This window comes from Mesonia oceanica (assembly GCF_902499555.1).
In the GTDB taxonomy this organism is placed as follows: domain Bacteria; phylum Bacteroidota; class Bacteroidia; order Flavobacteriales; family Flavobacteriaceae; genus Mesonia; species Mesonia oceanica.
The window spans coordinates 128,039-141,596 of the sequence record NZ_CABVMM010000006.1 but is presented as its reverse complement, the minus strand read 5'-3'; the positions used below and the strand labels follow the sequence as shown (position 1 = coordinate 141,596).

General features: G+C 35.8%; 11 protein-coding genes. 8 read left to right on the top strand and 3 right to left on the bottom strand.

Going from position 1 to position 13,558, the window contains the following annotated elements; genetic code table 11:
* Nucleotides 1–52: 52 nt before the first annotated feature.
* Nucleotides 53–715, bottom strand: coding sequence for a CPBP family intramembrane glutamic endopeptidase (locus FVB9532_RS08745; protein WP_194716517.1), 663 nt, complete (start codon nt 713–715; stop codon nt 53–55).
* A gap of 79 nt (nt 716–794) precedes the next feature.
* The gene (xerA, locus tag FVB9532_RS08740; RefSeq protein WP_150544835.1) at nt 795–1,946 is read right to left on the bottom strand and encodes a site-specific tyrosine recombinase/integron integrase; all 1,152 of its coding nucleotides are present in this window, start codon (nt 1,944–1,946) and stop codon (nt 795–797) included.
* Nucleotides 1,947–2,026: 80 nt separating this feature from the next.
* Between xerA and FVB9532_RS08735 the strand changes: the two genes are divergently transcribed.
* Nucleotides 2,027–2,401, top strand: a complete 375-nt coding sequence (locus FVB9532_RS08735; RefSeq protein WP_150544834.1) for a DUF2116 family Zn-ribbon domain-containing protein — start codon at nt 2,027–2,029, stop codon at nt 2,399–2,401.
* A gap of 286 nt (nt 2,402–2,687) precedes the next feature.
* On the opposite strand, the gene FVB9532_RS08730 is transcribed toward FVB9532_RS08735, so the two are convergent.
* On the bottom strand, nt 2,688–2,966 hold the full coding sequence (locus FVB9532_RS08730; RefSeq protein ID WP_150544833.1) for a hypothetical protein: 279 nt from the start codon (nt 2,964–2,966) through the stop codon (nt 2,688–2,690).
* Between the two features lie 411 nt (nt 2,967–3,377).
* On the opposite strand from FVB9532_RS08730, the gene FVB9532_RS08725 reads away from it, so the two are divergent.
* From FVB9532_RS08725 to FVB9532_RS08695, 7 genes are all read left to right on the top strand, one after another.
* Nucleotides 3,378–4,166 (top strand): sigma-70 family RNA polymerase sigma factor, encoded by a 789-nt coding sequence (locus tag FVB9532_RS08725; RefSeq protein WP_194716516.1) that lies wholly within the window; start codon nt 3,378–3,380, stop codon nt 4,164–4,166.
* The gene (locus FVB9532_RS08720; RefSeq protein WP_150544831.1) at nt 4,163–5,260 is read left to right on the top strand and encodes a hypothetical protein; all 1,098 of its coding nucleotides are present in this window, start codon (nt 4,163–4,165) and stop codon (nt 5,258–5,260) included. Before FVB9532_RS08725 ends, FVB9532_RS08720 begins: the two co-directional genes overlap by 4 nt.
* A 591-nt stretch (nt 5,261–5,851) precedes the next feature.
* Nucleotides 5,852–6,307, top strand: a complete 456-nt coding sequence (locus FVB9532_RS08715) for a hypothetical protein (RefSeq protein WP_150544830.1) — start codon at nt 5,852–5,854, stop codon at nt 6,305–6,307.
* Nucleotides 6,308–6,462: 155 nt separating this feature from the next.
* Nucleotides 6,463–7,677, top strand: coding sequence for an efflux RND transporter periplasmic adaptor subunit (locus FVB9532_RS08710; RefSeq protein ID WP_150544829.1), 1,215 nt, complete (start codon nt 6,463–6,465; stop codon nt 7,675–7,677).
* A gap of 124 nt (nt 7,678–7,801) precedes the next feature.
* Nucleotides 7,802–10,948 carry an efflux RND transporter permease subunit gene (locus FVB9532_RS08705; RefSeq protein WP_150544828.1) on the top strand — a complete coding sequence of 1,049 codons (3,147 nt, stop codon included), beginning with the start codon at nt 7,802–7,804 and terminating at the stop codon, nt 10,946–10,948.
* A gap of 29 nt (nt 10,949–10,977) precedes the next feature.
* On the top strand, nt 10,978–12,447 hold the full coding sequence (locus FVB9532_RS08700) for a TolC family protein (RefSeq protein ID WP_150544827.1): 1,470 nt from the start codon (nt 10,978–10,980) through the stop codon (nt 12,445–12,447).
* A gap of 169 nt (nt 12,448–12,616) precedes the next feature.
* The gene (locus tag FVB9532_RS08695; protein ID WP_150544826.1) at nt 12,617–13,507 is read left to right on the top strand and encodes a helix-turn-helix domain-containing protein; all 891 of its coding nucleotides are present in this window, start codon (nt 12,617–12,619) and stop codon (nt 13,505–13,507) included.
* Nucleotides 13,508–13,558 lie beyond the last annotated feature (51 nt).

The window sequence follows — 13,558 nt, the reverse complement described above, 5'->3', positions numbered from 1 at the left end:
GATTTAGAAACAACGCAGCTATTTGTTATATACGGTGTTATGCACTGGTTTTTTATCCTAAAGTAATTTTCATAAATGTATGAATATAATTACAAATCAAATGAACAATTATTGGAAGTATAATTCCTTTATTTTTATCTTTTAAATATCCAAGTACAATTGATGAAATAGCTACTAAAATTAATGACATTATTGCGAATGAGGGTTGCATTATAGTAAAAAACCCTAAATGGGTAATCCAAAATAATATAGATGCAAAAATATTTCCACGACTTATTATTCTATTATCTTTAAAAAACTGATTTATATAGGTTTGTATGAAGCCTCTGTAAATAATTTCTTCTCCAATCGATGAGATAGTTATTATCAAAATAAACGAATTAAGATTTTCTCTTATATAATTAGCATAATCTTCTTGGTTAGAAAAAGTTATGGAAATATAGTTAGTTATGACGAATAGAGAGAATAAGAATAGTATAATTAATAATTGTCGTTTTGAAATTTTATTTATCTTAAAAATATTCCATTTTTCGTTTTTATAACGTGAAATTAGTGTGAGAAATGATAATAAAGTAAAAGATTTGAAAATTAGGTTTGGGAAAGGTTTTTCGAGATATACTTTAGAAAAAATTTGCAGAATGGCTCCAATCGAAAATATGAGAATAAAATAAACCAATGGCACTAAATATGGTTTTATTTTATTGTTTATTTTCAAATTCACTTTTTTTATTTAATCGTTTTGCTTTTAACTTGTGCATAACATGTGCATAAACGCTATTGCGTTTATTTACAATTTATCGATTATCCAAATATAGTGAATCTAATGGATTTTTTATTTTTTTTAATTGATGATTAGCGACATGGGTATAAATTTCAGTTGTTTTTGTGGTCTTATGTCCTAAAAGTTGTTGAATATATCTTAAATCTACCCCGTCTTCCAATAAATGTGTTGCAAAACTATGCCTAAGCATATGCGGACTTACTTTTTGCGAAATTCCGGCACGTGATGCTGAACGTTTAACAATGGCAGCCACGCTTGTAGCACTATATTGATTGCCCGGCTTACCTTCAAAAAGAAATTTTTTTGGTTTCCACTCGCGATAGTATGATCTCAGATTAATAAGCGTCTTTTCTGATAAAAGTGTGAATCTTTCAGTATTCCCCTTCGTATCTCTTATGTTAATTAAAAAGCGTTTACTTTGAATATCATTTAATTCAAGGTTTAAGAGCTCAGATCTTCTTAAGCCGCCGCTGTACAATAATTCAATTATACATAGATGCTTAATATTATTGGTGTGAGCAAGCATCAATTTTATATCATTTTTACTAAGTACTTTAGGTAACTTTTTCTGTTTTCTAGGCCTTTCCAATTCATAAAATCGATGAGGCATTCCTAGTACGATTTCATAGTAAAATTTAATAGCATTGATATTCTGGTTAAGATAGGAAGATGACTTTCCTGCTCGTATTAGTTTTTGTAGGTAACGTCTTATATCTTGTTCATCCAAATGATCTACATTACTAGAGGAGTAATAAGACATAAACTTTTCAAAACAACTAATATAAGACTTGGCAGTATTATGCGAATATCCTTTAAGTTCAAGTTTGTGCAAAAATGAAGGCGGACAGCGATCCTTAGAGTTAGAGTTAGAATTAAGGTAAGCCTGATAACTAAACTTTCGGGAGGAAGAGGAGATAGGGCTGCTCTTGAAAAACTTCGAAGTATCTACCCAGGCTTTGCCTTTAAAAACTTTAAAAATTAGTTTTAAATTCTCTTTGGAATTGAAGACATATCCCATCCCAAATTCACTAGACCATTTATAAAATGGAATATTTCTGCATAATTTTTCAATCCTTTTATCGTGTTGATGCCTTATCCCTATACAGGCACGTCCTTCTATGAGAAGATGAGAAATAATAATTATCTTATTCGAATTCTTGATCATATGGTAAATTTCCTCATTTAATACTATATAGTAGTCTATTAAACGTTTATTATACGTATATTAAACACAAAATAAATAAGATGATAAAGAATTGTCCTGTGTGTGGCGAGAGTATAAAAGGAAGATCTGATAAAAAATTTTGTAGCCCCACCTGTAAAAGTAGTTTCCATTACGACCAAAGACTGCAATCAGAAAAATTTTATCACCAGATAGATCGCCAATTGAAACTTAACAGAAAAATTTTAAAATCGATAAACCGTAAAGGCTATAGTACTATTAATAAAAAAGATTTAAAAGAAGAAGGTTTCAATCCCAACTTTTTCACCCATTATTGGAAAAACAAACAGGAGGATGTCTATTTATTTGTTTATGAATACGGATTTTTAGATTTATCAAAAAAATCTAAAAAAGCCAAATATCTAATAGTCAAATGGCAGGAATATATGGATAAGTAAAATAAAAAAAAAAGTAAATTTAATTGGTTAGCCGGCTAAAGTGTATTATGTGAATATTTCTATGAAGAATAAATATATTACGAGTTTATATTTAAAAGTTCTCGGGCTTATAATTCTCCTAGACATATACACTTTTTTTAATATATGTACGTACCTAAAAGTTAAAACTTTAATATTTTATAATTCCAACAATTTGATTGTGTCCAACTAACTCATTTTATTTAAGAGAATAAATTAGATAGATAAAATGTATTTCAGAATTATATATACTAAATTATTGATTAACTTAAAAATCTTTTAAATCCCTATCCGATATTGAATTGTAAGCTTTTGCAAAGTCAATTAAATTATATCCCATTGCTTCAATTATTCTAATAAGTGTAACGGTGTTGGGTGACGAATGTGCGTTAAATGAATTAGAAACGGTAGCTTTTCTCATATTTGTACTCAAAGCAATATCATTATAGCTTCTTGTAGTTTTATTCTCTGATTTATTTTGTTCGAGAAGTGATTTTAAAACTATAGCAATCTTTAACTTAATAATGTTATCCGATTCATCCTTCATAACTGCAATTAAACACTAATAAAATAATTTATCGGTACGCTTTGAAGTACCGGTAAATTATTTTATATTTGATGAGTATTTTATTTTAAATACGATTGTTTACATTTGCGATACTTCTTTAAGTAAAAATATTAGAAGCATTCGCTTTGAATCTCGTATCGGAAAACTGGTAATTTTTAGCACGCGAGATGATAAGTTAGGATGCCTACGACCCGGGCGTAGGCTCTCGCTTATTTGTGTGCTTGGTATACCAGTACCGCCGATACAATAAGATGAGACCTGCGCCTTTTCATTATCAAATAGGCTGCACATTTCTTGTTATCAAAGCCTTTCTTCTTCAGCTATCGAAGTTTTCGTTCGCCTTGATCTATTAATCTAACAAGGAGCTTGCTCCTTCAAATGCGAATGCCTATGCAAACCTATTTCCATACCCAGTTACAACTCGGTAATACCGAGGCGCTCAAGTTTTGGTACCAACGTTATGCTCGTCTGCTCTTTTATGTAGGCTGGCAATGGTTAAAAGATGATTTTGTGGTTGAAAATCTCGTACAGGAGTGTTTTTTAAAATTATGGCAAAACCGAGAGAAGCTTGAAAACCCTAAGCATATATTATTCTTCCTAAAATTAGTGATGAAACGGGAGTGTATTTCCTATTTCAATAAACCCAAGAATCAGTTTCAACGCAGTGTTAATCGATTGGAATATTATGAAAATTACAATGACTACCTACTAAAAGAGGATACCGCTTTAGACGAAGCGCACCTTCAGCAGCAGGCGCAAGACCAGCAAACTTTTGAAAGTGTAAAAGAAGTATTGTCTTTACTGCCGGGCAAGCAACAGGATCTTATTGAATTATGTTTAGCACACGGCTTTCAATACAAAGCCATTGCCCAAGTAATGGGCAGTAGCACGATTGAAGTCTACAACGAAGTCCAGCGCACCATTACTCAACTTAAAAATTTCCTTCGGCAAGATATAGAACTGGAAGATCAAATAGCGAATAAAGAGACTAAACAAGTCGAGCAAAAACTTACCGAGACTCAGGTACAGGTATTTCAGCTGCGTTGTGAAGAAGAACTCTCCTTTGCAGAGATTGCTGAGCAATTAGGCATTTCAGCCAAGGAAGTACATCAGCAGTTTGGCATCGCTTATCAGTATGCACAACAACATCCTCAGCACACCTTAACCGCTACGTTATGAAAAAGAACACCATCAAACTTACCCGTAAGATTCAGGTGAATGTAGACCTGCCTAAAGGCGAAGAACGTCAGGCGGCTATCAAAAAGCTCTACCAATACCAGAACCGTTGCTATCGGGCAGCCAATATGATTGTATCGCATCTCTATGTACAGGAAATGCTCTCGGACTTCTTTTACCTAACCGATGGAATAAGAGCTAAGCTAGCTGATCATAAAAAAACAGAAAACGGAATTTTAAATCGTTCCCGAAAAAACACTACCTACCGAGTGGTGGTCGATGCTTTTAAAGGAGAAGTCCCCACAGATATTCTGGCGTGTTTAAATCAAAATCTATCCAATAGTTTCCATCACTATAAAGATGAATATTGGCGAGGGCAACGCTCCGTACCGAATTTTAGAAATGATATGCCTTTTCCCTTTAGTATGGATGTGTTTAAAGACTTTGTCTATGATGCCTACAATGAACGCTTTAGTTTTAAATTATTTCATATTCCCTTTTACACTTACCTAGGGAGTGATTATACCGATAAAAGTCAGTTGCTTTATCGAGTATTGCACGGAAAGCTCAAGCTTTGTTCTTCTCATTTGCAGTTAAAAAATGGAAAAAATTTTTGGCTGGCTGTTTTTGAAATGGAAAAAGAGAACCATCCGTTAAAACCGGCAAAGGTGGCAGAAGCATCGTTATCGCTTGCGCATCCGATTGTGGTGAAAGTAGGAAACAGTAAACTCCACATCGGGAATAAGGAAGAGTTTTTACACCGACGCCTAGCCATACAGGCAGCAGCGCAGCGGGCAAAAAGTGCGGTTACCTATACCAAATCCGGCAAAGGGAGAAAGCGCAAATTAAAAGCGATGAATCGTTTTAGAGAAAAAGAACTCCGATATGTACGTTCTCGGTTACACCTTTATAGCCGTCAGCTGATTGATTTTTGTGTGCAGCACCAAGCAGGAACATTAATGCTGATGAATCAGGAAAGCAAAATTAAACTAGCCAAAGAAGAGGAATTCGTATTGCGCAATTGGAGTTATTACGATTTGATTACTAAAATAAAATACAAAGCACAAAAAGCCGGCATCGAATTGATCGTAGGCTAACAGAATTTTTGAGGGTGCTTGCACACCCGCAAGGTGAGGTTTTAAATACACTCACTAAGTGAGCTATGCTCATCTGCAACGGCGTGGGCTGAATATTTTTGAAAAGACTAAGTAGTTTTAAAAAAAATCTTAATAAAATTTAATTCAAAACCACTGAAAATAAGAATAAAAAAAAGCACTAACTGGAAACATTTTAGTAACTTTAACAAGAAGATGAAATCTTAATAAATTCAAACTTTTTTTACGGTTAACAATTCGGTTAACCGACTTTGCAGAAAAGTTAAAGTACTGAATTTTAGTGAGTTTGCAAGTGTAGGTTTGAATCCTGCCGGGGTCACTTAAAGGATACTAGAAATAGTATCCTTTTTTTATTTAATCTTATTCCTTTTTATTGCTAAACTATTGATAAGCAGTTCAGTTTTATTAGTGGGTAATTTGCTCAATTCTTTCAGGTTAACCAACTTCACTTTTAAACACAATTACTAAGAATGGTCAATTTGATTAAGTTTTGGTCATTTCAGTCTTCTTTTTGATCGTCATCTCTTCCTAGAGGGCAAATACCTTTGCAGGGTAATTTAAAATTAAGGAAGAATGAAAACTACCTTTCAATATCTTGTGAAAATTTTGGTGATTCTTTTCGTGGTATTCTTTGTTGATTTTGTGCAGGCAAAATTTGTCAAATCAGATCAAGTAATTCTAGAACTGGATGATATAATCGTAAATTCAACGCATCAGGCTTTTAAGAATAGGGTTGAAAAAATTGCTTCTAATAGAAACTTCAATTATCGGAAGGCCCTTAAATACGCGAAATCAATCAACAAGTACTATTGTTTTAATGGCTTTGAGATTAGTGAAGTTGAACTTTTAAAATATTTTAAAAGAGCCGCTCGCAGGTCGAGATCGGTTGAAGAATTTGTCAATTACTTTCGGGAAAGAGATCTCCGCTTTCTTGAATTGCTGGATGATCAAGTAGTCACCGGTCTGTATAATAACGTTCGCAAAACAACTTTAAATGGTCTTTTAGATGCTTTGTCAGCCTATTATTAAGCATGGTATAACTTAGATGCCAATCAAAAATATACAATGACATATATCAAAATATTAGATTTTGGTCATTTATGTAGTCATATTGGTTACCAGTAGCCTTGCCAATCAAAATACCTTTGTCCTTTCAAAAATAACCAGTCAAATAGTAACAGAAGATGAAAACAATTGATTTAAATACCAGAAAAATAGCCTTAAGAATACTTAGCGTTGCCGGTGTGTTATTAGCTATAATGTTAGTGTTGGCATTCAGCAGCAGCAACAAAGATGACCAAGAACAACCAGTAGCAGCACAGTCAATGCCGGTGGAAGTAGCTTATCCTGTTTATGAAAAAATAACCGAATGGGATGAATACACCGGCCGTTTTGAAGCCAGTAACCGGGTAGAAGTGCGTGCACGCGTAGGAGGGTTTTTAGAAAGTGTGAATTTTCAAGACGGACAAATGGTTGAAAAAGGAGATGTTCTTTTCACTATTGATGACAGACCGTTTCAGATTGCTTTAGATCAGGCCAATGCAGATTATGGCCAAGCGATGGCCTCTCTTAAAACGGCACAGGATAATTATGATCGCGTAGAAACTTTAAGAGAATCTGGTGCGATGTCTACAGAAGAATACGACCGTAGAAAGCAGGCACTGGCCTTTGCAAAATCCAGTGTTCAGTCTGCTCAAGCCCGTGTAGATAATGCCAAATTAAACCTAGAATTTACTAGAGTTACAGCGCCTATTTCCGGATTGGTAAGTCGTGATAAAGTAAATGAAGGGAACCTGATTGATGGTGGTTCATCAACATCAACATTACTTACCACAATTGTAGCAACAAGTCCTATACACTTTTATTTTACAGGCAGTGAGTCAGATTATTTACGGTATGTGCGTTTGGCCAGGAATGGAGAGCGTGGTGAGTTACGGTCGGAAGGAATTCCTGTATTTATAAAATTACAAGATGAAAATGATTTTGTTCATGAAGCTAAAATGGATTTTGTAGATAATGAAATAGACAATAGCACAGGAACTATAGAAAGTAGGGCAGTGCTTGAAAATAAAGATCATCTGCTGGAGCCAGGTATGTTTGGTGAAGCCAGACTCATGGGCAGTGCAGCACATAATTCACTCATGATCCCGGATAATATTATAGGTACCAATCAATCGTTGCGATTTGTGTATGTGTTGGGAACTGACAATGTTGTAACCACAAAAAATATAAGTTTAGGTCCGCTTCATTCTAATGGCTTACGTGTCGTGCGTGACGGTATTACTAAAGACGACAAACTTATTGTTAATAATATTCAGAAAATAAGACCAGGAATGCCGGTTTCTCCAGTAGAAATTTCGCTTCTGCAAAATACGCAAACAGAAGTAAGCGTAAAATAGACCGGATTACTTCTTTATTCAGTAATCACAAAATTTAAGCAAACCTTTTAATTGCTCTCAGTTTCATTTTTTTGAGTATTGAGAAGCGGTAAGGGAATGTTATATCCTAATTGTAAATAATACTATGAAATTTAGTCACATTTTTATAAAGAGACCCATATTTGCTGCAGTACTGAGTGTGCTCATTCTTATTGTAGGAGGACTTGCTTACGTATCCTTACCCATATCTCAGTTTCCGGATGTAGCACCACCTACGGTAGAAGTAGTAGCACTTTACCCTGGTGCAAATGCTAAAACACTTTCGGAAACGGTGGCTGCACCCCTTGAAAAAGAGATTAATGGGGTAGAGGGAATGCTCTATATGACCTCACAATCATCTGCAGATGGAAGGGTAATCGTTCAAATTGCTTTTGAACTGGGAACAGATCTTGACAAGGCGCAGGTGCAGGTGCAAAACCGTGTGGCTATTGCACAACCACGCTTACCGGAAGCTTCGCGGAGACTGGGAATTACGACTAAAAAAATATCCCCAGACATATTGATGGTGGTAAATATGTATTCTCCTAATAAAACCTATGACCAGACCTATATGGGGAATTACGCCACGCTACAGTTAAAGGATGAACTGGCACGTATTAAGGGAATTGGAGACATACAGATTTTTGGAGCTGCAGAATATGCCATGCGTATTTGGCTGGATCCCTCTAAAATAGCAAGTTTAGATATGACCGCAGGAGAAGTGGTTGCAGCGCTTCGAGCTCAGAATGTACAAATCGCAAGTGGAACACTAAATACGTTACCTTCCAGAAGCCAGTCAGCTTTTGAAATTAACATACAAACTCAAGGTAAACTGGTAAGCATTGAGCAATTTGAGAATGTGATTGTAAAGGCTGAGGAAGGTGGTAGAATTGTACAGGTTAAAGATGTTGGCCGTGTAGAATTGGGAGCTCAAAATTATGCTACTAAAGGATATTTAGGAAAAGATCCTGCTATTGCTATGCCTGTTTTTCAGCAACCTGGAGGAAATGCGTTAGAAACTGCCGCTGAAATTAAGTCAAGAATGCAAGAACTTTCAAAAAGTTTTCCGGAGGATCTTGAATATAAAATTGCTTATAACCCCACCGAGTTTATACAGAAATCTGTTGATGAAGTGTATCACACCATCTTTGAAGCCATTCTACTGGTGGTACTGGTTATTTTATTGTTTTTACAATCCTGGAGAGCAGCTATTATTCCCATTTTAGCCATTCCCGTATCTCTTATAGGAACATTTGCGGTTATGGATGCCATAGGGTTTTCCCTCAATAACCTTACACTTTTTGGTCTAGTGCTCGCCATTGGTATTGTGGTAGATGATGCCATTGTGGTAGTGGAAAATATGGAGCGTTATTTGGCCAAAGGACTTTCGCCCAAAGAAGCAGCCGTAAAAACAATGGATGAAGTAGGAGGAGCATTAGTAGCAATAGGATTGGTATTGATTGCAGTTTTTATTCCCACGGCTTTTTTAGAAGGCATTTCGGGGCAGTTTTACAAACAATTTGGAATGACGATTGCCGTAGCAACAGCAATTTCTGTATTTGTCTCCTTAACCTTAAGTCCAGCGATGGCCGCGCTGTTAATGCGTCATGAAGTAAAAGATCCCAATAAAAAGACACTATTAGTGCTCAGGCCTTTTTCATACGTAGGGAATGGTTTTAATAATTTTATTGAAAAACTTTCAGCTAATTATGGTAAGAGCGTTCAGAAACTGTTGAGAACGTCTATACTCGTTTTGGTGGTTTATGGTGGATTGATAGTAATTACCGGATTTGAATTTGGAAGAGTTCCAAAAGGATTTATACCTGCTATGGATCAGCAATATTTTATTACACTGGTACAATTACCACCAGGATCCTCGTTGTCCCGAACAGATAAAGTTATAAAAGAAGTTCTGGATATAGGGTTAGCTATTGACGGCGTTGAAAGTGCTGTGGCTTTTACGGGATTTGATGCCGCTTCAAATACAAATTCTTCCAATGCAGCAGCAGTATTCTTAACACTTGAAGATTTTCATATCCGTAAAGATAAAGAGCTGGGTTATGAAGACTTGTTAGGAACCGTAAATGCCAAATTAGCCCAAATTGATGATGCTATTGTTTTTGTGATTCCACCGCCATCGGTACGGGGAATAGGAAATGCAGGCGGTTTTAAAATGATGGTTCAGGATAGGTCAAATTTAGGAACAGATGAGCTGGTAAAAGCAACGAATGCGTTGGCCGCTGCGGCAAATGCAGATCCTATATTAAATAACGTTTTTACATTTTTTAATGATCAAACACCGCAATTGTATTTGGATATTGACCGCGTAAAGGCCGAAAAATTGGGAGTAAATGTGAGTGATGTTTTTCAATCGCTGGAAATTTATATGGGTTCTGCTTTTGTAAATGAATTTAATTATTTGGGAAGAACTTATCAGGTTACAGCCCAAGCCGATGCACCTAACCGATTAACCCCGGACGACATCTCACGGATCAAAGTTCGTAATAATAAAGCTCAAATGGTTCCTGTGGGAACGTTTACGCGCCAGCAAAATATTTCCGGAGCTTCTCGCATACCCAGGTATAATTTGTATCCTGCGGCAGCATTAAATGGTAATATTTCGCCGGGATACAGCTCTGGAGAAGCACTAGACCGTATGGAACAACTTGCCGATGAAATTTTACCACAGGGAATTTCTTATGAGTGGACAGAACTGGCCTATCAGGAAAAGCAAACAGGAAGTACTGCGGGCATAGCGTTTTTACTTGCCGTCGTTTTTGTATTTCTACTATTAGCTGCTCAATTTGAAAGTCTTATACTTCCCTTGGCGGTTATTTTTATTGTACCCATGGTTTTGTTATCGGCAATTATAGGTATTGATCTGGCAGGATTAGATAATAATATAATGGTGCAGATAGGTTTAATTGTATTGGTAGGGCTTGCGAGTAAGAATGCTATTCTAATTGTAGAGTTTGCCAAGCAACTAGAAGACCAGGGGAAGGATTTAAAAACAGCTGTCATAGAAGCATCAAAATTGCGTTTGCGTCCTATTTTAATGACAGCAATGGCTTTTATATTAGGTGTTGTGCCGCTTGCAATCGCTACCGGCGCAGGTGCAGAATTGCGTGTCTCTTTAGGTATTGCTGTATTTAGCGGAATGTTGGGTGTTACGCTATTTGGAATTTTTCTTACTCCTGTATTTTATTACCTAGGACGGAAATGGACAACCAGATCAAAAAAACAGAAAAATTAAAAAGCTCAACAATAATTCAAATATAAATTATGAAAAATCTGATTTTAATAACCTTATTTTCGTTTTTACTGTTGTCTTGTGGGATGACAAAACGGGATTTTAATATTCAGTCCAAAACAGAATTGCAGAATGATTTTTTACGCAAAGAACTTGCTGATTCAATATTTACAACTTCAAAAATAATAGAGCATTGGTGGTCAAAATTTAATGATCCTGTTTTAGATACCTTAATATCAAGAGCGAGAAAAAACAATTTAGATATTAATTCGGCCGTGGCAAATTTCTATGCTTCGCGCGCTTTTTTAAAAGAAACAAAATTTGATCGTTTACCTACCGTAACTGCTAATGGCGATTATACAAGAATACGCCTGGGAGAAAATGTGTTTGTGGCGGGAAGTAACCCTACCTACAGTAGTTATAATAGCAGTTTTGATGCTTTTTGGGAAGCAGATTTGTTTGGACGGGTTTCTAACCGAATTAAAGGAGCATATGCTAACAGTCAGTTAGCTCTCGCAGATATGTACGGTATTTATGTGAGTATTTTTGCTGAAGTAGCTAATAATTATATGGAATTACGAGGTACACAGTATCTTTTGGACATAGCCAATCGCAATGTAAAAGGACAACAAGACACTTATGATCTCACAGTTCAATTATCTGAAGCCGGTACTAGCAACAGTCTGGATGTTTTACGGGCGAGCGCACAATTAGAAAATACGAGAGCTACCATTCCGCCTTTAAAAGCACGCCTAGAAGCTTTAAAAAACAGTTTAAGTGTTTTGATAGGTGAGAAACCTGGCAACCTAGAGACAGAAGTAGTCAACCAGCAACCCTTACCTAGTCTTCCAAACTCGGTAGCGCTGGGAGATCTTAATGAATTGTTACGTCGCAGACCGGATGTTAGGAGGGCAGAAGCTAGGTTGCAAATACAGATTTCCCAGTATAATCTTTCTGTTGCAGAGCTTTATCCTAAAATTCAGTTTGGAGGTTCTATAGGGTTTTCGGCGGTTGATTTTGCCAATTTTGGAAGCAGGGAATCTTTTACGTGGAGCGTTATGCCTACAATAAGTTGGGCAGCATTCAACCTAAGAAGGGTAAAGCAGCAAATCAAACAAAATGATGCCTTAACTTTAGCAGCAATCAATCAATACGAAAAAGCAGTATTAGAAGGTCTGGAAGAAATTAAAACTGCACTGGCCAATTATTCAAATGAATTGCAGCGAAGGGAAATATTAAAAGTTTCTTCTGAGGCAAGTGCGAGCGCAGCACAATTTGCCAGGCAGCGTTACAATGCAGGTTTAGACAGTTTTATTGATTATCTAAGTGCAGACAATACTTTACTTCAGTCTGAAAATTCTTTGGCGGAGAGTGAAATTTCTTCAGCAACTTCCCTCATTGCTATTTATAAAGCTTTAGGTGGGGGATGGGAAGTTGTTTCTGCAGATGAGGTAAATACGAAGTTTGAAAAGATGAAAAAAGAAGATACAAGTTCCAGGTAAGCCGATAATTATATTCAAAAATCGGTTCAAAAAAAGAACGATTTAATAAGCTATAAATTATTGGTGTAAAGTTAAATATCAATCCGTTAAATAAGTTTTTTTTGTATAGAGAAGATAATTTAGATTTAAAAAAAATATCATTTAGGTCATTATTTAATACTTTTATACGATGACCCCAACTGTAATTCCGGTTTATGAAACCAGCAATGATCTTAATGAGGCAATGGGCTTTCCTCACAGAAGCCATATTCCTAATTTTGATGTCTATTCTTTAGAGCGGTTAGAGCCATCTTCACGGCGATGTATGCCTCCTTACAGGCAAGGATTTTACCAAATTGGGCTGTTAAGCTATGTGGGTGAAAGTAAGTTAAATCTAAATACAGACTGGCTAACGCTAGAGGATTATCCGCTGTGGTTTGTGGTACCGGGACAGGTTTTTTCCTGGGTTCGCGATGAAAAAATGGCTGGCTTTAATATCATGTTCAGAAAAGAATTTTTAATGAATGTGGTTGATAATGTGATCGAAGATTTTCCGTTTTTAAAAATGTCTGAAAGAAGCTTGTTGATGCTTACCAAAGAAGAACATGATACGCTCTATTTTGATGCCCAGAGAATACTTTCGGTTTTTCAAAATCCGCATCCTTATCAGGAAAAAATGCTTGAAGGAATGTTGGTGTCGTTTTTGTATTACTGTAAAGCGGTTTATGAGCGTTATAAATCAACCGAAAATCATCTGACTAGAGCACAGGTGATTACTCAGAAATTTGAAATATTGGTAGATAAAATGTATGTAGATACCAAAAATGTAAGTGATTATGCTGAAAAATTGAATATTACGCCAAATTACCTTACAACTACCGTAAAGAAATTAACCGGAAAAAGCGCAAAAGATATTATTCAGGAAAGACTTCTTTTAGAAAGTAAAAGTTTATTGAAGTTTTCAGGTCTGGATGTGGGCGAGATAGCATACCGTCTTAATTTTCAGGAACCTACTCATTTTACACGTTTTTTTAAAAAGTGGAGTGGTACAACCCCCAATAAATTTCGCCAATCTGAATAAAATAGTGGAACATATATTGCGGTTAAATAGTAAAAATTTTTAAGTCATTCA

What these genes read in the sequence shown, in the direction of transcription:
- xerA (WP_150544835.1), bottom strand. Translation starts at nt 1,946, where the DNA reads ATGATCAAGAATTCGAATAAGATAATTATTATTTCTCATCTTCTCATA.
- FVB9532_RS08735 (WP_150544834.1), top strand. Translation starts at nt 2,027, where the DNA reads ATGATAAAGAATTGTCCTGTGTGTGGCGAGAGTATAAAAGGAAGATCT.
- FVB9532_RS08730 (WP_150544833.1), bottom strand. Translation starts at nt 2,966, where the DNA reads ATGAAGGATGAATCGGATAACATTATTAAGTTAAAGATTGCTATAGTT.
- FVB9532_RS08725 (WP_194716516.1), top strand. Translation starts at nt 3,378, where the DNA reads ATGCAAACCTATTTCCATACCCAGTTACAACTCGGTAATACCGAGGCG.
- FVB9532_RS08720 (WP_150544831.1), top strand. Translation starts at nt 4,163, where the DNA reads ATGAAAAAGAACACCATCAAACTTACCCGTAAGATTCAGGTGAATGTA.
- FVB9532_RS08715 (WP_150544830.1), top strand. Translation starts at nt 5,852, where the DNA reads ATGAAAACTACCTTTCAATATCTTGTGAAAATTTTGGTGATTCTTTTC.
- FVB9532_RS08710 (WP_150544829.1), top strand. Translation starts at nt 6,463, where the DNA reads ATGAAAACAATTGATTTAAATACCAGAAAAATAGCCTTAAGAATACTT.
- FVB9532_RS08705 (WP_150544828.1), top strand. Translation starts at nt 7,802, where the DNA reads ATGAAATTTAGTCACATTTTTATAAAGAGACCCATATTTGCTGCAGTA.
- FVB9532_RS08700 (WP_150544827.1), top strand. Translation starts at nt 10,978, where the DNA reads ATGAAAAATCTGATTTTAATAACCTTATTTTCGTTTTTACTGTTGTCT.
- FVB9532_RS08695 (WP_150544826.1), top strand. Translation starts at nt 12,617, where the DNA reads ATGACCCCAACTGTAATTCCGGTTTATGAAACCAGCAATGATCTTAAT.